The sequence below is a fragment of the Pseudomonas sp. 3MAES_34.3B genome, from assembly GCF_058145875.1.
In genome coordinates this window covers 1,322,737-1,341,920 of the sequence record NZ_CM176960.1, presented here as the reverse complement: position 1 = coordinate 1,341,920, position 19,184 = coordinate 1,322,737, and the positions used below count along the sequence as shown (strand labels likewise).

25 protein-coding genes are annotated in these 19,184 nt (G+C 62.1%); 1 reads left to right on the top strand and 24 read right to left on the bottom strand.

Annotated features, from left to right (window positions below):
- Positions 1-5 precede the first annotated feature (5 nt).
- A complete protein-coding gene (locus tag AC3Z8Y_RS06085; protein WP_490088882.1) occupies positions 6-728 on the top strand; it encodes a hypothetical protein in 723 nt (240 codons plus the stop codon).
- Between the two features lie 71 nt (positions 729-799).
- On the opposite strand, the gene AC3Z8Y_RS06080 is transcribed toward AC3Z8Y_RS06085, so the two are convergent.
- Genes AC3Z8Y_RS06080 through AC3Z8Y_RS05965 form a run of 24 tightly spaced genes read right to left on the bottom strand, consistent with a single transcriptional unit; the run spans position 800 to position 19,176 of the window.
- Positions 800-1,486: a sigma-70 family RNA polymerase sigma factor gene (locus AC3Z8Y_RS06080; protein WP_490088881.1), complete on the bottom strand. Its 687-nt coding sequence runs from the start codon at positions 1,484-1,486 to the stop codon at positions 800-802.
- Positions 1,487-1,493: 7 nt separating this feature from the next.
- On the bottom strand, positions 1,494-2,243 hold the full coding sequence (fliP, locus tag AC3Z8Y_RS06075) for a flagellar type III secretion system pore protein FliP (protein WP_490088880.1): 750 nt from the start codon (positions 2,241-2,243) through the stop codon (positions 1,494-1,496).
- Positions 2,240-2,593 carry a flagellar biosynthetic protein FliO gene (locus AC3Z8Y_RS06070; RefSeq protein WP_490088879.1) on the bottom strand — a complete coding sequence of 118 codons (354 nt, stop codon included), beginning with the start codon at positions 2,591-2,593 and terminating at the stop codon, positions 2,240-2,242. The genes fliP and AC3Z8Y_RS06070 overlap by 4 nt, the downstream gene beginning before the upstream one ends.
- Positions 2,590-2,895 carry a FliM/FliN family flagellar motor switch protein gene (locus AC3Z8Y_RS06065; protein ID WP_490088878.1) on the bottom strand — a complete coding sequence of 102 codons (306 nt, stop codon included), beginning with the start codon at positions 2,893-2,895 and terminating at the stop codon, positions 2,590-2,592. The genes AC3Z8Y_RS06070 and AC3Z8Y_RS06065 overlap by 4 nt, the downstream gene beginning before the upstream one ends.
- On the bottom strand, positions 2,892-3,656 hold the full coding sequence (locus AC3Z8Y_RS06060; protein WP_490088877.1) for a FliM/FliN family flagellar motor switch protein: 765 nt from the start codon (positions 3,654-3,656) through the stop codon (positions 2,892-2,894). The genes AC3Z8Y_RS06065 and AC3Z8Y_RS06060 overlap by 4 nt, the downstream gene beginning before the upstream one ends.
- 3 nt (positions 3,657-3,659) lie before the next feature.
- Positions 3,660-4,826 (bottom strand): flagellar hook-basal body complex protein, encoded by a 1,167-nt coding sequence (locus AC3Z8Y_RS06055; protein ID WP_490088876.1) that lies wholly within the window; start codon positions 4,824-4,826, stop codon positions 3,660-3,662.
- The gene (locus AC3Z8Y_RS06050; RefSeq protein ID WP_490088875.1) at positions 4,826-5,245 is read right to left on the bottom strand and encodes a flagellar hook assembly protein FlgD; all 420 of its coding nucleotides are present in this window, start codon (positions 5,243-5,245) and stop codon (positions 4,826-4,828) included. The genes AC3Z8Y_RS06055 and AC3Z8Y_RS06050 overlap by 1 nt, the downstream gene beginning before the upstream one ends.
- A gap of 21 nt (positions 5,246-5,266) precedes the next feature.
- Positions 5,267-6,007, bottom strand: a complete 741-nt coding sequence (locus tag AC3Z8Y_RS06045; protein ID WP_490088874.1) for a hypothetical protein — start codon at positions 6,005-6,007, stop codon at positions 5,267-5,269.
- Positions 5,997-6,458 carry a hypothetical protein gene (locus AC3Z8Y_RS06040; RefSeq protein ID WP_490088873.1) on the bottom strand — a complete coding sequence of 154 codons (462 nt, stop codon included), beginning with the start codon at positions 6,456-6,458 and terminating at the stop codon, positions 5,997-5,999. The genes AC3Z8Y_RS06045 and AC3Z8Y_RS06040 overlap by 11 nt, the downstream gene beginning before the upstream one ends.
- On the bottom strand, positions 6,451-7,794 hold the full coding sequence (locus AC3Z8Y_RS06035) for a FliI/YscN family ATPase (protein WP_490088872.1): 1,344 nt from the start codon (positions 7,792-7,794) through the stop codon (positions 6,451-6,453). The genes AC3Z8Y_RS06040 and AC3Z8Y_RS06035 overlap by 8 nt, the downstream gene beginning before the upstream one ends.
- The gene (locus tag AC3Z8Y_RS06030) at positions 7,778-8,485 is read right to left on the bottom strand and encodes a FliH/SctL family protein (RefSeq protein WP_490088871.1); all 708 of its coding nucleotides are present in this window, start codon (positions 8,483-8,485) and stop codon (positions 7,778-7,780) included. The genes AC3Z8Y_RS06035 and AC3Z8Y_RS06030 overlap by 17 nt, the downstream gene beginning before the upstream one ends.
- Positions 8,478-8,921 carry a hypothetical protein gene (locus AC3Z8Y_RS06025; RefSeq protein WP_490088870.1) on the bottom strand — a complete coding sequence of 148 codons (444 nt, stop codon included), beginning with the start codon at positions 8,919-8,921 and terminating at the stop codon, positions 8,478-8,480. The genes AC3Z8Y_RS06030 and AC3Z8Y_RS06025 overlap by 8 nt, the downstream gene beginning before the upstream one ends.
- A gap of 3 nt (positions 8,922-8,924) precedes the next feature.
- Positions 8,925-10,310, bottom strand: coding sequence for a flagellar basal-body MS-ring/collar protein FliF (gene fliF, locus AC3Z8Y_RS06020; protein WP_490088869.1), 1,386 nt, complete (start codon positions 10,308-10,310; stop codon positions 8,925-8,927).
- A gap of 3 nt (positions 10,311-10,313) precedes the next feature.
- Positions 10,314-10,625, bottom strand: coding sequence for a flagellar hook-basal body complex protein FliE (gene fliE / locus AC3Z8Y_RS06015; RefSeq protein ID WP_490088868.1), 312 nt, complete (start codon positions 10,623-10,625; stop codon positions 10,314-10,316).
- A 1-nt stretch (position 10,626) separates the two neighbouring features.
- On the bottom strand, positions 10,627-11,019 hold the full coding sequence (locus AC3Z8Y_RS06010) for a flagellar basal body rod protein FlgC (protein ID WP_490088867.1): 393 nt from the start codon (positions 11,017-11,019) through the stop codon (positions 10,627-10,629).
- Positions 11,019-11,396 carry a hypothetical protein gene (locus AC3Z8Y_RS06005; protein ID WP_490088866.1) on the bottom strand — a complete coding sequence of 126 codons (378 nt, stop codon included), beginning with the start codon at positions 11,394-11,396 and terminating at the stop codon, positions 11,019-11,021. Before AC3Z8Y_RS06005 ends, AC3Z8Y_RS06010 begins: the two co-directional genes overlap by 1 nt.
- Before the next feature lie 12 nt (positions 11,397-11,408).
- Positions 11,409-12,530 (bottom strand): flagellar basal body P-ring protein FlgI, encoded by a 1,122-nt coding sequence (locus tag AC3Z8Y_RS06000; RefSeq protein WP_490088865.1) that lies wholly within the window; start codon positions 12,528-12,530, stop codon positions 11,409-11,411.
- Complete coding sequence (locus AC3Z8Y_RS05995; protein ID WP_490088864.1) at positions 12,527-13,108, bottom strand: flagellar basal body L-ring protein FlgH; 582 nt, start codon at positions 13,106-13,108, stop codon at positions 12,527-12,529. Before AC3Z8Y_RS05995 ends, AC3Z8Y_RS06000 begins: the two co-directional genes overlap by 4 nt.
- Complete coding sequence (gene flgA, locus AC3Z8Y_RS05990; RefSeq protein ID WP_490088863.1) at positions 13,095-13,784, bottom strand: flagellar basal body P-ring formation chaperone FlgA; 690 nt, start codon at positions 13,782-13,784, stop codon at positions 13,095-13,097. Before flgA ends, AC3Z8Y_RS05995 begins: the two co-directional genes overlap by 14 nt.
- A 13-nt stretch (positions 13,785-13,797) precedes the next feature.
- The gene (locus tag AC3Z8Y_RS05985; RefSeq protein ID WP_490088862.1) at positions 13,798-14,571 is read right to left on the bottom strand and encodes a flagellar hook-basal body protein; all 774 of its coding nucleotides are present in this window, start codon (positions 14,569-14,571) and stop codon (positions 13,798-13,800) included.
- A gap of 9 nt (positions 14,572-14,580) precedes the next feature.
- Entirely contained in the window at positions 14,581-15,291 is a 711-nt protein-coding gene (locus AC3Z8Y_RS05980) for a flagellar hook-basal body protein (RefSeq protein WP_490088861.1), read from the bottom strand.
- Positions 15,288-17,369 carry an FHIPEP family type III secretion protein gene (locus AC3Z8Y_RS05975; protein ID WP_490088860.1) on the bottom strand — a complete coding sequence of 694 codons (2,082 nt, stop codon included), beginning with the start codon at positions 17,367-17,369 and terminating at the stop codon, positions 15,288-15,290. Before AC3Z8Y_RS05975 ends, AC3Z8Y_RS05980 begins: the two co-directional genes overlap by 4 nt.
- Positions 17,366-18,439 (bottom strand): EscU/YscU/HrcU family type III secretion system export apparatus switch protein, encoded by a 1,074-nt coding sequence (locus AC3Z8Y_RS05970; protein WP_490088859.1) that lies wholly within the window; start codon positions 18,437-18,439, stop codon positions 17,366-17,368. The genes AC3Z8Y_RS05975 and AC3Z8Y_RS05970 overlap by 4 nt, the downstream gene beginning before the upstream one ends.
- Positions 18,436-19,176, bottom strand: coding sequence for a flagellar biosynthetic protein FliR (locus AC3Z8Y_RS05965; RefSeq protein WP_490088858.1), 741 nt, complete (start codon positions 19,174-19,176; stop codon positions 18,436-18,438). Before AC3Z8Y_RS05965 ends, AC3Z8Y_RS05970 begins: the two co-directional genes overlap by 4 nt.
- Between the last annotated feature and the right edge of the window lie 8 nt (positions 19,177-19,184).

Here is a 19,184-nt window from a genome sequence, read left to right as displayed (position 1 = left end):
ACAGCATGTCTAATATAAATGAAAATATCTTGGTATGTCGAGAGCGAGCCGATCTGGTACCTGAGCTGATTTCAGAAGTGCGGAGCGAAATAATCGAAAACATTGGTGGAAAGGTAAGCGATATTATTCCTAAATTTTCAGACCATTTTAAAAACACAACCGAAGTTTTGGAGAAACAATGGAGTAAACCATTTCTTTTATTCCATAAAGGAGCTACACTTTGGTTACCAAGCCTTATTTGTGAAAAAGATGATTTTAATTTAATATTTGAGTTGACCACACCATCCACTCCTATGGCAGGCACTCGATATGACTATGGGCGACGCATGCTTCCAGAGTCCTGGATAGGGCTTTATACGGTAATTGATTCATTCCAAAAAACCATCGCCAACATCTCCCCAATATTCTGGAAGAACGCCCCAGTCCGCTATGCAGCGCGCTTTAGCGTTTCAGATTATTGCCGAGAAATAAAATCCGATAGAGGCGCTGGAAAGCTATTTGAAAAAAACCATCCCAATTCAATTTTCAAGGGCTGGATGCTAACCGATGCGGGGGACGCCCTATTCATTGACGAGAACTTGTGTGACAAAAAAGTTCTTCACGTACAGGATGGAAATTTCGAAAGCGCCCGCTATTTAGCGGACCCGGGAGAAGCGCTCGACAGATATTTAGCCCAATATCTATCTGGTCAACCGATGGATGATTTTGATTTCCATGGGACCGAATGATTGAGCTACTTTAAGCCATTTCTTCGAAACGAACTTATAAATCATCCCGCCGGCAGACGAAGCACGCGGGATTATTCTTGAATTAATCCTGCTCTGTAAGCCTCTCCCAGCCGCCTGATCGCCCTCCCATGAATTTGCGATACCCTCCCCTTGGTCACCCCCATCACGTCGGCAACCTCTACAAAGCTCAGATGCTGGAAGTAATGACTTCGAATCACCTGCTGCTCGTTCTCCGGTAGCAGCCCCACGAATACCGACAAGTCCTCCACTTCCCGCTGGGCTTCGTAGATATTCAGCGGGTCGGTTTCTTCCCCTGCCCCTTCGATGCCTGATTCCAAAAAGCAGCCGAAGGCCAAACCAATTGCGAGACTGGCAAGGCGCTCGAGCTCGTCGCCGCTGTCGTCTTCTGTTTCTCGCAGGCTGTCGAGACGCTCTTGCAGCGGTGAGGGTTTGTCTTGGATATAGCAGGCCAGGCCTTTAAGGATATTGCCCTTGATATACGGCTCGGCGTAGGCCTTGAAGCTGGTGCCGAGGGTCGGGTTGAAGCGGTCGATGGCTTGTAGCAAGCCGATGGAGGCAAGGTTTATGTAATCGCCCCATTCGGCCAGCGGGTGGGGGTATTTGCGGTAGAAGTGGCCGGTGAGTACCCGTAGCCAAGCACTGTAGAAGAAGAATAGTTGGTTGCGCAGGCTCTCAGCGCGGTCTCCCAGCCAGCGTTGCCATAGACGCTGTTCGCTTTCGGCTGACAGAGGGTTCATGGACGAGTCAGGCCACGCTGCGGATGAGGGTTTGCGCGATCAGGCCCCAGCCGTCGATCAGCAGGAACAGCATGATCTTCAATGGCAGTGAAATGCTGATCGGCGGAACCATGATCATGCCCAGGGCCATCAGGATCGACGCCACAATCAGATCGATGATCAAGAACGGCAGAAAGATCAAAAAGCCGATCTGGAAGCCGGTTTTTAACTCGCTGAGCATGAAGGCTGGAATCAGCCGCACTGGAGTGACCCCTTCGACAGTGGTGGGCAGCGGCTCGCTGGACAGCTGATAGATGAGCTTGAGGTCCGCCTCACTGGTTTGGCGCACCATAAACCCACTGATGGGCGCCCAGCCCAAAGTGGCGGCATCGGCCAGGTCGACATGGTTGGCCATGAAGGGCTTAAGGCCGGCGTCGTAGCTTTTCTCCAGGGTCGGTGCCATGGCGAACAGGGTCAGAAAAAGCGCCAGCACGATCAATACGATGTTCGGCGGGGTTTGTTGCAGGCCCAAGGCTTGTCGCACCAAAGACAACACAACGATGTTGCGCGTGAAGGTGGTGAGGGCGATGACGATAAACGGGATGAACGACAGCACGGTCAGCAGCGTAAACAGGCTGAGCGGTGAGCCGGTGGCTGGCGTGCCGGCCAGGCCCAGCTGCGCAGCCTTGATGCTGGCCAAGCCGCCCAAGGTGTCGTCGGCGAAGCACGGGCCGGCGAGCGCCGCGAATACGGCCCCGGTGAGAGCGATGGATTTCATAGAGGCGTCGTCGCGGTTGAATCGGAAAATGGCGCAATGGTGCTGGCAGGTAAAAGCGTGACCGAGGCGCCATGGGCGGACTCGGTCACCACTAGTTGGCTGCCCCCTGCTTGTACCAAGTACAACCGGGTTTTGCCGGACAGGCGCAAGGCGCGGGTGCACGCCAGCGCCGCCGGGTATGCCTGCATTGGGGCGCTAGGCCGCCGTTGCGCTACCCACTTCAACACCACATAGACCATAGCCAATAGCGCGGCGGTGATCAGCAGCGCCTTGAGGCCGAGGGCAAAGGATACCGGGTCGTCCTGGCGCAGCGGCAGCGCCGCAGATGAAGAGAGGCTGGCGTCGGTCATGCGATGTCCGTGAGTTGCAGGCCAAAGTTATCGTCCACCGCCACCAGGTTGCCACGCGCGACCACCTTGCCATCCAGGCAAAGCGCGGCCGGCTCGTTCACCTGTTGCATCAGGCGCACCACATCGCCCGCCTTGAGGTTGAACAAGTCGCCCACGGTCATTTCAGCGCTCCCCAGCTCCACAGTCAGTTGTACCACCACATGCTTGATCAGGCCCATGTCGCGGTTGTTGAGGGGGCTGAGCTTGCGAGTGTCTAGCGCTTCGGCTTCGTCCAGTTCGATCTGATCTACGGCGATGGTCATGCTGGGGTTCCTGTGGAGTGGTCTGTAGCCGGTTGAATGAGTTGCAGCGCCCGTCGATGGCCTTGGCGTGCCAGGTAGCCTTCGGCGATGGGAGCGTCCCCGGCGACCAGTTGCACCGGGTCCATCAGCATGACGTTGGCCTTGAGCACGTCGCCTGCGGACAATCCCTGCAGGTCACCGATGGCCAATCCGGCCAGAGGCATGCGCACCTGCAGTCGTACCTTCGCGCCGCCTACCGCTTGCGTGCGGCTGACCAGCGCAGGCTTGGTCGGCTTCGACGGCAACTGCCCATCGAGCAGGGACGCGTCTAGCAGAGCGAACACTTCCGCGCCGTTGGCGTACGCCACTATCAGCACGCGGTTACCGAGGGGGGCACCAATGTCCGTCGGCTGCGCGGATTCCAGGCTGGTGCAAGGTGGCAACGCTAAGGCCGCCATTAATTCGTTGGCCAAGGCCAGTTGTGCGCAGGCGAGCAGGTGCTGGGCGATGGCATCGTCCGGCGCACTGCGGGCATGCGGCCCGAACACAGTCTGATGCCAGGCTCCTGCCAGGTAGAGTTCACTCCCCTTCTGACGAATCCGTACCCAGTCCAGCCCTTCCAGGCCGTGCGGGGGCGCGGCGGTTTCGGCTTGGCAGCTCACGCTTGATTGCGACTTGGGGTCGCTGAAGCACCACTGTTCGCGCCAGCGCACTACACCTGCAGGCAATAGCGCAGTGGCCGCATTCAACCGAGTTGCGCCGGTCACGCCTATGGGTCTCATGGCTCAGCCTCCCTTGGTGCCGTTGTAGAGTTGTTCGAGCAGCTCGTTGGAAACGGTCATCACCCGCGAACTGGCCTGATAGCCGCGCTGGATGATGAGGATGTCGCCGAACTCCTGGGATAAGTCCACGTTGGAGCCCTCCAAGTAGCCGCCCTGGATGCTGCCGAACTGATCCTCGCCGGCTACCCCATAGTCGGCGTGCATGCCTGGGGGAGCCCGGTACAGGGAATCGCTGGCGATCAACTGCGTGGGGTCGTTGAAGGACGCCAAGGCCAATTGTTCGCCATCACGGGTTTCGCCATTGGCGTAATGCAACTGGATGATGCCGTTTTCGTCGTAGCCGAAGCTGGACAAGCTGGAGCTGGGCGAGCCATCCACCACCTTGGCCGTCAGCGTATGGCTGGAGGCGCTGGCCACTTGTGAAGCGAGGTTGAAACTGCCCGGGGTACCGAAGTCCAGAGTGATCTGTTGCTTGCCGTCGCGCATCACCAAGGTCAAGGTGTTGAACCCGGCCATAGGCGTGCCATCGGTACCGAAGGCAATGGTGCCGGTCTGCAGCAGGCCTTGTTCGTCCGAGACACTGACCGACCAGTTGTTGCTGGGGCTGGGCTGGGGGGTCAGGTCCAGGCTGAGGGTGTGCTTGGTGCCGGCGGCGTCGTATACCGCAATGGAGCTGATGGTGTCATTGCTGTTGGTGGTCCCGGACCGGGCCAGCGTGCCAATCATCTGCAAGCTGGTGGTGGCGATCGGGGGCAGAGTCTGGCGGTCGGTGATGCGCACGTCGGTGAGCTTGCCGCTGGCGCTCATCTGTTGCACGCGCTGCTTGCTCACCGATTCGATCAAGTAGCCGTCCTTGCTGACCGCGAACTGCCCCGCGCGGGTGTAGGCGTAGCCGCCTTTGTCATCCTTGAGCACGAAGTAGCCGTTGCCGCTGATGGCCGCGTTGTTAGCATTGGTGGTCTGGCGGTTGTCGCCCGCCTTGGTCCTCACCTGGGTGCCGGCGACTTCCGAGCCGAGGCCCTCCTCGCCCTCGCCACTGACACTGCGATAGAAGGTGTCGCTGCCACGAAACCCCGGTGTGTTCATGTTCGAGACGTTGTCCGAAACGTTATTCAGCCCGCGCGAGAAAGTGAACAGTCCGGCCAAACCATTAAAAAAGGCCTGCAGCATCAGCTGGTCCTCACCAGTTTGATCTGGGACAAACGCACGCCTACCACCACGCTACCGTCGGCTTTCTTCAGCGACATCACTGGCCCGCTGGCGGAAAAGTCGATGGCCGAGACGGTACCTACCACGCTGGCTTGGGTGTCGGTAGTGGCTTCTACCTGGCGGCCGAGGAGGCCCAAAGACTGTGCCGTGGCATTCATGTTCACCAGGTTCGAGGTGTTTTCGTTGGTAACACGGGTTTGCTCTAGGTTGGAGAACTGCGCCATCTGCGCCAGGAATTCGCGGTTATTGATCGGCTCCAGCGGGTCTTGGAAATTCAGCTCGGTCAGGAACAACTTGATGAAGTCGTCCTGGTTCAGGGTGCTTTGGCTGATTTCCGAACTGGTAGAGTTCAGTTCACTGCCGATTGCTTCAACTGCCATGTACGTTGCGCCTCGCCTTTATCAATGGGCCTGCCGGCTCCAGACCCTTTGGCCGTTGAGCAGGAGGTATTGCGGTTGATCCGGGTGGCCGAGCAAGTGAGTGCTCAACTCAGCCACTAGTTGCTGTCGTTCTTGGGGGGCCAAGCGATAGTCGCGAACCACTAGTTGCAAGCCGTCCTCATGGGTCAGCCATTGCTGGTTGCGCTCGGGCCACCAACGCCTGAGCACCGCATTCAGCGCAGGCGAACTGGACGGAGCGGCCTCGCTCGCGCTGACCGCCGGGCGGGCTGCGTCCGCGCTCGGCGCCGGGTTCGCGCGCACGGCAGAGACAGACCTTATGGTCTGGCCTTCGGTAAAGGCGATCGAGGCCGAGCAGAGTGTCACCGCCAACGCTGGCGCTTCGGCGATGGCGTCGCCCGCGGCGACTGCCCTCAAAGCAGCGCCTTCGGGCACGTAGGAAAGGTGCCCACTAGACAGGGCGCCCAGCTCGAACATCCGCACCGTACCTTTGGCCGAGGGGTCGACGGTGCAGTGCTCAGCGCCGGGCTGGCGTAGCAAGCCGTTCATCAATGCCCAGCCGTGCGCTGGCTCCTCAAAGGATTCACGTCGCGGCTCGTCCACGCGTTCAGGTGCCACTGTCGGCTCCGCCTGCGGCTCCAGCCCTAACTTGTGCCGAAAGTCCCCTTCGGCCCGGGCGCGGGGACCCTCTAGCTGGGCGCCGCCAGGCTGGGTCCAGAGGGATGCGCCCAATTTAATCTCCACGTTGCCTCCTGTTGGCCTGTTGCGCGTCTAGCACCTCATTGCCCGCCCGTGCCGCGCGCAGGGTCATCAATGCCTCCAATGCCCTGTCCCGCGCTTCGCTGGCCACTGCCTCCCGCACTTGGCTGGCGTGTACCGCCTGAGCGGCTTCGGCGCGGGCGGCGCGGGCGTCCAGCACCGCTTCGCGCAGGGCGACGTAGTGCTGTTGCCCGCTGATTCGCGCGTAGAGGTGTTCTTCATGCAGCGCCGGGTCGAGCAGCCTGCCGGGCTCGGCGAGGCGAGCCCGAAGAGCTGTCTCCTGCTCCAACGCTTCGCGTGCCGACGCCAGTCCCGACTCGGCCCGTTGTGTGCTCACCTGGGCCTGGGCATGGCGGAGTTGGGCTTGTTGGCGCTGCAATGCGCGCAGGCGGGTGGCGGCTTGTACCTGCCGCAAGCGTGCAACAGCATCAGTCACGTGGCGCCTCCGGGGCTAGCCGCTGGGCTAGGCTATAGGCCGCGCGCCACGCCACTTCGGCGGGCACATGTTCTTCCGGCGCTTGGCGTAGCAGGCTGTCGAGGGCCGGCTTAAGTGCGATGACGCGGTCCAGCGCGGGCTGCGAGCCGCTTTCGTAAGCGCCGAGCTCGATCAGGTCCGCGCTGGAGGCGTAGGTTCCCAAGCTCGCGTGCAGGCGCTCGATGCAGCGCTTTTGCTCTGCGCCGCGCAGCGCCCCGGCCAAGCGGCTGAGGCTGCCCAGTACATTGATTGCCGGCCACTGGCCGCGGGCGGCGATGGCGCGGCTGAGCTCGATATGCCCATCCAAAATGGCGCGCATGTGGTCGGCCACGGGTTCGTTCATGTCGTCGCCTTCGACCAGAACCGTATACACCGCGGTGATCGAGCCCTGACCGCGCAGGGCGCCGGCCCGTTCCAGCAAAGGCGGCAGTAGCGCGAATACCGAGGGCGGGTAGCCGCGGCTGCCCATGGGTTCGCCCGTGGCCAGGCCGATCTCTCGCTGAGCCAAGGCGAAGCGGGTGATCGAATCCATAATCAGCAATACGTGCTTGCCCTGGGCACGGAACCATTCGGCGATGGTGGTCGCTGCGTAGGCGGCCTGGCGGCGCAGTACCGCCGGCTGCTCGGCGGCTGCGGCGATGACCACGGCTTTTTTCAAGCCTTCAGGTCCCAGGGTGTTGCGAATGAAATCCCCCACCTCCCGGCCGCGTTCACCGATCAAGGCGATGACGATCACCTCGGCATCGGCGTGCCGACTGAGCATGCCCAACAGCGTGCTTTTGCCGACGCCACTGCCGGCGAACACGCCCATGCGTTGGCCTCGTCCCAATGGCGTGAACAGGTCCACGGCCTTGACCCCGGTGTCCAGCGCGTGATCGATAGGTAGCCGGTGCAACGGATTGATTGCCGTCGCGAAACGCGGCACCGCGATCAACCCCGCTGGAGCAGGCAGTTCATCCAGCGGGGCGCCAGCGGCGTCCAATACCCGGCCCAGCAAACTGGCACCCACCGCCACGGTGGCTGGCTCACCACGGGCAGTCACTTCGCTGGCCAGGGAAACGCCTTCCACCGAGGCGTAAGGCATCAACAGGCTATGGTCGGCGCGCATTCCCACCACTTCGGCGGTGATAGCGGGGCCACCGTGGCACGGCTGGATGTTGCACAGCTCGCCCAAGGTGACCTCTAAACCACTGGCTTCGAGCAACAGCCCATGAACTGCCGTCAGCCGCCCGATGCGCTGGCACAGGCTGGCTCGGCTCACCCGCGCCAGCAGGTCGGCCTCAAGCGCGGACAGCATGGGGCCGGTCCTGAGCTGCGGCCAATCCCAACGCCTGCCGCAGCGCGGCCAGTTGCGTCTCCACCCCGGCATCGAGCAGCCCGGTGCTGTGTTCGATGCGGCAGTCGCCAGCCGACAACGCCGAGTCTGTCTGCACTTGGGCATCGATGCCGCCGGCCAGCAAGGCGGCGTGATCCACGCTGGCGACGGTGATACACAGCGGCGCCGCCAGGCGATACGCTTCTACAGCCTGGGCGGCCAGCTCCGCGATCAGCGTCCCGTGCAGGTGCCGCTCACCCAACAGCTTTACCACCACAGCATAGGCCAGCCGAGCGACCGCACCGTCGAGGCCGCTCGACAACTGCTGATGGGCTTCCGCCAGCACCTTCGACGCCTGCTTCAGTTGCTCGCGCTGTTCATCCGCCGTCGCGGCCAGGGTTCGTTGTTGCTCGACAATCCAGGCGGCCTGCTGCGCTTGCTGCTCGGCCAGCGCGCTGGCGAGTTCCTTTGCTGCCAGCACGCGGCCCTCTTGCAGACCTTGCTCACAGGCGTTCTCGTGCAGCGCTTGTAACTCTTGCGCGAATGCCAGGCGCAGCGCTTGCTCTGGCGCCGCGTCAGGTGCTGGCACCGTGGCCCGGGCTGGCAGGCGGCGGGTTCCCGCACTGAAGAGCGGTTGGCGCAGCACGTTGCGGGTGTCCTCGGCATCACGCATTGCGCGTGTCCTCCTCATTCAGATGTGTTTGCAGCGCCAGCCCCAATGACGGCGGTACGGCCTGACGGGCGAAGGTCGCATCCCACTGGCGTACCCGCTCGGCTTGCCGCGCGCCGCGTATTACTGCAGCGCGGCTGCCCCCGGGAAGCTGCTGTAATGCCAGGGCTTCCCAGAACGGATGGCCGCTCACGGCCGCCAAGCGGGCGATACCCTCGTGCTCGGCGAGTGGGGCCGGCTCAGGCGTGAGGGCTGTTTCGGCAAGGACCGCAGCAACCACCGACGGGTCGCTGGCCAGCCCTAGCACCTGAATCTCTTCAAGCAAGGTCTCCAAGCGCTGACGCTCTTCGGCGCTCAGCTGGGCCAAGACCCAGTCTCGATCTTCGTGAAGGCTACAGGCCAGGCGTATGGCCAGCTTACGTAGGGGTTCGGCGATCATTAGTCAGGCCTCCCGCTGTAGCCAGGCACGCAGGTCCAGCAGCAGTTGCTCGCGCTCGACCGAGGTCATGCGTGGCAGAGCTGCAGGCGCATGAGCTTTGTGACGGCCGCGTAGGGCTAGGGCGACCAGCAGCAACGCCAATACGCCGATCAGTCCCGCCAGCATGTAGCGCCATACATTGCCAGGCGCCACCGGCTGAGGCTCAGCGGGCGCCGGGTCGAGGCTGGGGGCTGTGGGGGGAACGGTCACGGGCGCGCTGATAGCCGCGCCGGGCGCTTGAGCATGGGCGGGAATGTAGGCGATCACCAGTTGGTCGCCCCGCTTGGCATCCAGCCCCACCGAGGCATCCACCAGGGTACGCAGGCTGGCCAGTTCCTCTTTGCTCAAGGGGCTGGCCAGTACGATGCCGACGTTGACCTGCTCCACTGTGCCGGTGGCGTGCTCGACCTCTGCGCGCTCTTGCCCAAAGGCGTAGTCCACTTCATTGGTGGCCTGGGAGCGTTCGCTACGGGTATCACCCGAGCTGCTATCACTGGACTTGAGACGCTTTTCATGGCGAACGAAGCCCTTGCCGTCCGCTGATAAGGGCTGCTCGGTCACCGATTTGACCCGGTCGAAATTCATGCGGACCCGCACCGATACCTGTGCACCTTGCTGGCCCAAAGGCTGGCGAATCAGCTGTTCGATCTTCTGCTGGATGCTCTGCTCCACCTGCGCAGCCATCTGCAAATGCTCAGGTACGGAGGCGGTGCTACCCGTGGCTGTCAATACCTGGCCACTTTCGTTGAGGATCACCACATGGTCCTGGGTCATGCCTTCCACTGCCGAGGCCACCAGTTGTTGCATGCCGCGTACGCGTTGGGCATCGAGCGTGGCCTGGTCTCGCAAGCGCACGATGACCGACGCCTTTGGCGGCTCCTCGCTGCCCTGGAACAGCCCAGCCTTGCGCAGCGTCAGATGCACACGGGCGTACTGCACTTCGGACATGCTCATCAAGGTACGGGCCAGCTCGCCTTCGATGGCACGCTGATAGTTGATCTTCTGGCTGAACTCCGACATTCCGTACTCGGCATGGTCGAACAACTCGAAGCCTACGCCGGCGCGAGTCGGCATGCCGGCTTCGGCCAGCACCATCCGGGCCGCGCCGACAGTTTCGCTGGGCACCTCGATGGTGCCCTCTTGGGTGTTGATCCGGTACGGCACACCGTGCTGGCTAAGGGTGGCAAGGATCTCTGCCTGAGAGGCGTCACTCGCCTCCTTGAACAACGCCACATAGGTGGGTCGCAATACCCACCAGGCCGCGACGGCAAAGGCCGCGACTATTACGAGCGAGCCCAGCAGCACGAAGCGGGAACGGCCCGCCAGCGGATTCGAAGAAGTCATGGACATAGGTCAGATCTGCAGTCGGGTCAGTTCTTGGTAGGCATCGACAACACGGTTGCGCACCTCTACGGCAAGTTGCATGGACAACCGTGCCTGCTCCAGGGCCATCACCAGCTCATGCGGGGCGATAGCATCCCCCGCGGCATAGGCCGCCAGCAGGTCATTGGCTTGCCCAGACTGTTCGGCGAGGGCGCTGGCGCCAGTCTTCACCAAGCCGAGGAAATCCGTGCCGGCCGTGGTCTCGGCGGTACCGGCGGGTACCATGCTGGCCATGGAGGCAAGCTCACCGGGTGGGGCGATGGGAGCGATAGGTAGGGTCATGTCATTTACCGATTTCGAACGCTTTGAGGGTCATGCCGCGCAGGGTGTTGTAGGCCCGGATGTTCGCCTCGTAGGCGCGGGTGGCGGAGACCAGCGTCGCCATTTCCCGCGCCATCTCGACCTTCGGGTAATGAACCATGCCGTCTTTGTCCGCCAATGGATGATGAGGGTCGAGCTCAAGCCGAGTGTCATCTCCACCGGCCGCGCTCACACGTGCCTGGTGGGCGTCCAGGCGCTCGGCAAAGCTGGGGTCGCCGGCCGTGCGCAGCGGCGAGGCCTGGCCAGGGGCCAAGGCCACGTTGGCGAGGGCAATGTTCTGACTGGCAGCTTCCGCGCGCGCGCGCTCATAGTTCATGGCCGACCGGACTACATCGGAGACATTATCTAAGGGCATCAGCGGTTGCCCTTGATTGCCAGGGTCATGAGCGCGTACTGCCGGCTTACCCCGTCGGCCAGTGCCTGGTAACGGGCGCTAGCGTCCGCTAGTTCGGACACTTCGGCGTCGAGCGCCACCGGTGCCAGAGCACCGTGCTCGTGCATATAAAGGGCGGCGGGGGCGCCTTCGAGGTCGCCCAGCGCCTGGGCGAACAGCTGCGGGTCTCCCAAAGTGGCGCGCAGCCCGGAAAGGACGCCGCTGGCGTCCAGCCGCAACGCGCGGCCCCCTGGCACATCGGCCATAGCGATGTTGTGCGCCGCCACCTTAGCGCGCAGGTCCTCGACCCCCATAGCCAGGCGCACTGCCTGCAGGCTTGCCGCTACTTCAAGTGACATTGGCCCTTCCCCTTATTGAATGATGAGTTCGGCATGCAATGCGCCCGCTTGCTTGATCGCCTGGAGCACCGTGATCATTTCGCGGGTGCTGAGCTTGATGCGGTTCAAGGCCTGGATCAGGTCGCCCACGGTGGCGCCTTCGGCCAATTGCACTGGCCCGCGTGACTCCTCCGTGACCGAGACGTCGGTATCAGGGACCACCGCTGTGCCGATGCTCGGCCCAGGGCGAATTGCCCAGTTGGGTTGCGAGACCTCGTAGCGGGTGCTGATGACCACGTTGAGCGCACCCTGGGAAATGTTCACTTCACCGATGCGTACATTGCTGCCGGCCACCACCGTGCCGGTGCGCTCGTTCACCACCACCCGGGCGGCGTAATCCGGCGCGACGCTGACTCGCTCTACCTGGGAGATCAGCCGGGGCAGGCTCATCCCGGGCGGCAGTGGCACCTCCACTTTCGCCGCGTGCACCACCCGCACCCCCGGCAGCGCCAGGCTGCGCGACAGTGCATCGGCAATCCGCTGGGCCGTGGTGTAGTCCGGGTCGTTGAGGATCAGTACCAAAGTGCGCGCGCTTTCATCCGCTTGGGAGAACACCGAGCGCTCGACACTGGCGCCGTGAGGGATGCGGCCGACTGTGGGGTGATTCTTCTGCACCGAGTTGCCGTTGGCCTCGAAGACATACCCGCCCACCGAAATGGGCCCCTGGGCCAGCGCATAGAGGCGTTCGTCCGGGCCATTGAGCGAGGTCATCAACAAGGTGCCGCCCAACAGGCTGCGCGCGTCGCCCAAGGAAGATACCTCGACATCAAGGCGGTCGCCGGACTCACTGAACGAGCCCATGTTGGCGGTGATCATCACGGCCGCAGTGTTCCGCGCGCTCAGGTCACGGTCCGACACGTTGACGTTGAAGGTCTTCAAGGTGTTGACCAGCGATTGCCGGGTCGCTCGATTGCGGTCGCTATCGCCGGTGCCGGCCAACCCCACGACCAAGCCATAACCGATCAGGGGGTAATCGCGGACCCCCTGGATGCGCGCGAGCTCTTTGATGCGCACATCGGACTCGGCCGCTTGAGCGTTTAGCGCGAACACCGCCGCTAGCAGCGCCCAGCACAGGTTCAGGACGCGGATGCTCATAGAATTCTTAACCACTTCAAGGCCCGATAAACGATGTTTTGCCGCTGTGCATCGGTCACCACGCCATCACCGATGATGTCGATGCGAGCATCGGCCAGGCGGTACGACAGCACGGTGTTGTCGTAGCTGATGTCGTCGGGACGAACCAGGCCCTCGATGCGGATCTGCTGCACTTCGTCGTTGATGGTCACGGCCTGCTCGCCGCTGACTTTCAACAACCCTTCGGGCAACACGCCGATGATGCGTACCGACACGTTGGTGCGGATCTGACCGTGCCGATTGGTTTTACCGCCCCCAGAAGTGTCGCCGCCAAGCGAGAGACCGAAGTCATGCGAATGGCTGTCGCCGGTCACGCTGGCGCTGATGCCGGTCTTGCTGTTCGCGCCGGTTCCGGAGTCGGTTTCAGCACTGGTGGACTCGACCACCAGCACGGTAAGGGTCTGGCCCACGTAGTGGCCCCGACGGTCGCCAGTCAACGTGCGATAGCCATCTGGGTTGATCAGGGTCTGTCCAGCGAACACCGGCAGGCACGCCAAGCCTAGCGCCAGCGCAGCACACCTGAAGTTACGGCCCAACATGCACTTCCCCTTTTCCCGCCACTTCGGCGAGCAAGCTTGAATTCGCTCCTTCGAGCATGACCGGTACCTGGTCGCCCTTGGCCCCTGGGCGCATCGCGGTGCCTGGCAAGGTCAAGCGCAAGCCATTGCCATACACCACTACCGTGACCGGCGCAGAGCGCTGTACCAATGGTTCCGCCTGCAATTGTCGCTTGAGCACCGGCGTGCCCGCCCTGACAGCCTGCCGCAGCCAGGCCCCTTCCAGATCACTGGCTAATGCCTGGGCCGGCAACTGCAAGGCGGCGACGTCCACGCTCTGGCGATGAGGCTCGGCATCGTTAAGCGGGCGGTCACCCTTGGCATCCCGGCCGTACACCCATGCATCGCGCAGGGCTTTCAGGCTGAACCACACCGTCGCTACCCGTGCCTGGCCACAAGCCTGGCCACTCAACTCCACCGCCACCCGGCTGGGCAGCCCCGGGGTGATCACCCGCACGCTTGGCCTCGCAAAGGCCGGCAGCGCGCTGACCAGACTAAGACGCAGCTCGGCGCCGTCGGCCGGAATCAAGGCGGCCACCTGCCGCTGCAGGGCCTGGGCCTCGGCACTCTCTGGGTCCAGGTCCGGGCACGCCGCCAGAGCATTTGCCGCGAGGGCGAGCGCCCCGAGGCTGAGCCAACGCGCCGCGGAAGAACACATCCAGCTCACCTGATCAACGCCGCAGGTTATTGATGGTTTCCAGCACTTGGTCACTGGCTTGCAGAATGCGGGCGTTCATCTGGTAGGCACGTTGCGCCAGTACCAACCCGCTCATTTCGTCGATCATGTTGACGTTGGACATCTCCACGTAACCCTGCTGGAGGCTGCCCTGGCCATCGCTGCCGGGCTGGGCATAGCTGGCTTCGCCGCTCATGGTCGTCGGCCGGTACAAACCATCACCCAACTGCTTGAGGTTCTCCGCGCTTACGAACTTGGCCAGCTGGATCTGCCCAAGATCAAGAACTTCCCCGGTGTCGATGACTGTTCCCTGCACGCTGCCATCCGCCTTGATCACCACCTGCTTCACATCCGGCGGAATCCGCACGTTAGAGGTCAAGGTCTGGCCGCTGACGACAGCCAATTGGCCGTCTGCGTCCACATGGAAGCGACCCGCGCGCGTATAGGCCGAATCACCGTTGGGCAGGGCCACCTCGAAGAAACCATCGCCCTGGATGGCCAGGTCGAGCGTGTTATCGGTCTGCCGCATGGTGCCTGGCGTGAACACTTGGGTAGGGCTGGAGGCCAGGATGCCGGCGCCGGTCAGAGTGTCATCGACCTGAGCGCCGGTTTCGTCACGCGTGGCAACCGTGCGCACCTGATCGTGGAAGTCCACCTGGCTGCGCTTGTAACCGATGGTTTGCATGTTGGCGACGTTGTTGGAGATGCTGTCGATCCAGGCTTGGTTGGCGGCAAGGCCGGAGCTGGCGATACTCAGTGCGTCAATCATGTGTTGCCCTCAATCCTTACCTAATTGGTTGATGCCTTTGTCCAGCAGGCCGTCGTAAGCCGACAGCGCGCGCTGCACGCTTTCCACGTGGCGGGTGACCTGCATCATCCTGACCATGTCGCTACTCAAGGCGACGTTGGAACGTTCCTGCATGTTTTGCCGCACCCTGTAGTCAGCGGCGACTTGCAAAGGCGTCGTGCTGGAATACAGCCCCGCGCCCTCACTGCGCAGGGCACGCAGGTCGGCGACCCGAACGATGCTCAATTGCCCAGTCTCGTTGTCGTCCACCGATACAACGCCGGCCGCGTCCACCTTGAAAACACCGCCGTCCACAGCAATTGGGCCGTCGCGCCCCATGACTGGATAGCTCGATGAAGTGACCAGCCCACCGGCGGCATCCACATGAAAGCGGCCATCCCGTGTGAGCAGGATGCCTCGCGGTCCTTTAACCGCGAACCATGCATCTCCTTCCAGGGCCAGGTCGGTGGGTCGGCCGCTGACCTGTAGCGCACCACCCTGATTATCCAAGGCGGCCTGCGTAGCCACGCCTTCCAGACCCAGAGCGGGTTGGTTTACGCCAGGCGTTGACGCGAGCGCGCTGAACGCCCGGTTGGCGCGGTAACCCGGAGTATTGGCATTGGCTACGTTCATGGAAATCGCCGACAGGCTGTCGAGGTCGCGCTGAAGCACCCCGCCCATTTGCATCACCAAATCGCTCACGAAGCCTCCAACTCAGGAAAACCGGGCAAGTCGATCATGCCTGCGGACGTGATCCTCGCGTGCTGGCCAACCTCGTTGACCGAGAGCACCGCCATATGCGGCACGGCACGCCAGAGGAACAGGCTGAGGGGCCGCCGCAGAGGCGCCGCGCAAAGTAAAACGGGTTGTCGATTCGCGCCGAGCTGACGCTCGGCTTCCTTGGCCACCGTACTGACGAAGCGGTCCAGTTCGCGGGCCGGCAGCAAGCCACCCAGCGCGCCCTCGCGGTGCCGTGCGGCGTTGAGCATGTAGCTCTCGACGCCTGGAGCGATGGTCAACACATTGAGCTCGCCATTGCCATCAGTCAGGCGCTCGTACAATGCTGCACCGAGCTTGGCCCGCGTGCGTTCTACCAGTTCTTCGGCATGCTTGGTGGTACGCCCAGCATCGACCAGAACCTCAAGAATGGTTTCCAGGTTACGGATCGGTACCTGTTCGCGCAGCAGCAACTGAAGTACACGCTGAATGTCCGAGAGGGTAAGCACCGTCGGCACCAGCTCATCGATTAGGCTGCCAAGCACGGCGCGTTTGTGCTCGACCATGCGTTCGGTCTCGGCGCGCGTTAGAAAATCTGGCGCATAGCGCCGGGCTAGCTCCGACAGGTGCGTCAGCAGCACGGTTTCTGGTTCCACCAAGGTGAAGCCACCTGCCCGGGCCTGGGCCCGCTGGCCGGGCAAGATCCATTGCGCGGCCAGCCCATAGGTCGGCTCGCGGGTGACCCGGCCCTCAAGGGTGACAGTGGTCTTGCCGGAATCAATGGCCAGGACCTTATCCAGCTCCAGTTCGCCAGCAGCGACGACCGCGCCCTGTACAGCCACCTGGTACGTCTCGGGAGCAAGCCGCTTGTCGGCATCCAAGTGCAATGCCGGCAAGGCAAACCCGTAATCCTTGGCAAACTGCTTGCGCAAGTTATCCAGGCGCAGACGCATGGTGCTGGTGGCAGCGAGGACTTGGACAGCCAGGTCCGAGCTCAGGCGCAGCTCAAAGGCATGGGTGTGCATCAGCGCATACAGGTCGCTTTCGCCTTCGGTTTTCGCAGCGCTGTCCGAAGCGGGCTCGGTGGCAGGTGAGCCTTGGCGCTGGGCTTTGCGATAGGCATACCAAGCGGCTGTAGAGAAACCAATGAAGAGCGCAGCCAAGGGCAGTATTGGCAGACCCGGAAGCGTCATCAACAACAAGGTTACCGCGGCAATCACTACCAGGGTTCTCGGGTAAGCTGATACTTGCTTGCCCAGCTCTTGGCCCAGCTTCGCATCCGTGGCGGCACGGGTGATGATGATGCCCGCAGCGACGGCGATCACCAACGAAGGGATCTGGGTGACGATGCCGTCGCCTACCGTGAGCAGCGTGTAGTGATGCAGCGCTTCGGCCCAACCAAGGCCCTTTTGCAACATGCCGACCGACAAGCCACCGATGATGTTGATGGCAATGATCACGATGCCGGCAATGGCATCGCCCTTCACGAATTTCGAAGCGCCGTCCATCGCTCCGTAGAAGTTCGACTCGCGCTCCAACTGGCTGCGCCGCCGCTTGGCTTCATCCTGGTCGATGATGCCCATGTTGAGGTCGGCGTCGATGCTCATCTGCTTACCCGGCAGGGAGTCCAGGGTGAAGCGCGCCGCCACTTCTGCCACCCGCTGCGCGCCGCTGGTGACCACCACGTATTGCACGACTACCAGAATCAGGAATACCACGAAACCGACCACGTAATTACCGGCCACCACATGGCTGCCGACCGCGCCTATAACTTTGCCAGCGTCTCCATCCGACAGGATCAAACGGGTGGCGGCAATGTTCAGGGAAAGCCGGAACAACGTGGTCATCAGTAGAAGTGATGGGAAGGTGGAGAAACTCAGCGGTTTGTCGGTATCGAAGGTGACCAGTAATACCAGCAAGGCCACTACGAAGTTGGTCAACAGCAGCAAATCCAGCAAGGCCGACGGTATAGGCGTGAACAGCACCATCAGGATGCCGATGACCGCGGCAGTCAGCAGTAGGTTGCCGCCTTCGGCCCTGACTAGCGTAAGCATGGCTTTCATGAGGCCAGCACCTTGTTGCCTGGCAAGGCGATTACCCAGCGGTAGACATTGGCCACTTCATCCTGAGTGCTCTCCGGTACCGGCGCACCGATACGTGCCAAGGCATGGAGCGCACGAGCCAGGGGTGGCCGGCGCAGGATTGGCACTCGGTGCTTGCGCGCCATTTGGTTGATGCGCCAAGCCTGTACCCCGCGGCCGAGCGCCAACACGATGGGCGCGCGCATGGTCGAAGGTCTGTATTGCAAGGCCACTGAATAGTGGGTGGGGTTGACGACGATCACGTCTGCATCCCGTACCTTACCGACGGCGCGGGCCTTTTTCAGCAGTTCTTGCTGGATACCCTTGCGCCGTGAACGGATCTCGGGATCGCCTTCACGTCGGCGATGTTCATCCTTGAGTTCACGCTTACTCATGCGTAATTGGCGGGCATAGTCCCGGCGCGAGAACCACATGTCGAACAACGCAAAGACCGCGAGCACCGCGAGTAATGAAAAGGAGACGCGCATCAGCAGGCGTCGGGCAGCGTCTGCCAGGGCTGCGGGTGAGGCGTTGGCCAATTCGATCAGCGCCGGCAGTTGCGCCTTGCCCACCACATACAGCACGGCCGCGAACAGTATCCCTTTGAGCAACACTTTCCCCAGCTCGACCAGCATTTTCCGGGAAAAAATCTTGCGCAAGCCGGCCACGGGATGGAGGCGCTTGAAGTCTGGCTTGATTGGCGTCAGCGAGAACACAGGACCACTGAACAGGACATTGGCCAGGATCGCCATCAACACCAGCGCTCCTACCAGCGGCATGACCGCAGAAGCGATCTGTTTCACGCTGAAGATGGCCTGCGCTGCTAGCGCGCCCCATTGGCCGTGTAATTCAGCGGCGTGCCCCAGCCACCAGCGGCCATGCACACCGATGGCGCTGGCGATGGGCTGGATGGTTGCCGAGAACCCCGCCAAGAACGCCAATACCATAGCGAACGATAGGAGGTCCTGACTGCGCGGTACCTGGCCCCTGCGGCGGGCCTGCTCACGTTTGAACGGGCTGGCTGCTTCGGATTTGTCGTCTTGGTCGCTCACAACGCTCCCTCCCACTGCCCGCCGAGGGTCAGAGCAGTGTCAAAGAGCGATGGCAACCGCTGGGTGATCAGCGGAAGGCTAAGCAGCAGCACGGCTACACCAACGCCCAATTTCACTGGAAGCGCAAGAAAGTAGATGTTCGCCTGAGGCATGGAACGGGACATCAAGGCGAAGGCGATATCGGTCAACCACAATGCCAGCAACACGGGCAACAATGTGATGAAAGCCAGCAGGGCCGTGCGGGTGAGTACCGGGGCCATTGGCATGGACAGGAGGGCAAGCGAGACATGACCGGGCGGCACAAGGCTCAGAAATCGGCAAAACAGGCGCAGCAATGCATGATGGACATTCATGCCTACGAACAGCAGCAAGAAGCCAATGCTCAAAACCTGACCTAACAACCCAGATACCAGGGCCGTCGCTGGATCGAACACCCCAGCCGCATTGAGGCCGATTTGAGTATCGAGCAACTTGCCAACGAGGTCGACTGCAGCCTGGGCGGCGTGAAAGCCGAAGCTGATCATTACGCCTAGCAAGAACTCTGCCGCTAGCGCACCGGGGGTAATCGACGGCGCAGACTCGGGCAATGCGGTAGCCATGAGCAGTGCTAGCGCCAGCCCGAGCACGAGCCGTACCACAACCGGCACATGGGCGAAGGGCATTACAGGCGCCACTACCATCACTGGCAAGAGGCGCACGAAGATCATCGCTGCATTGAGGAACATGGCGGTGGACACAATCGACT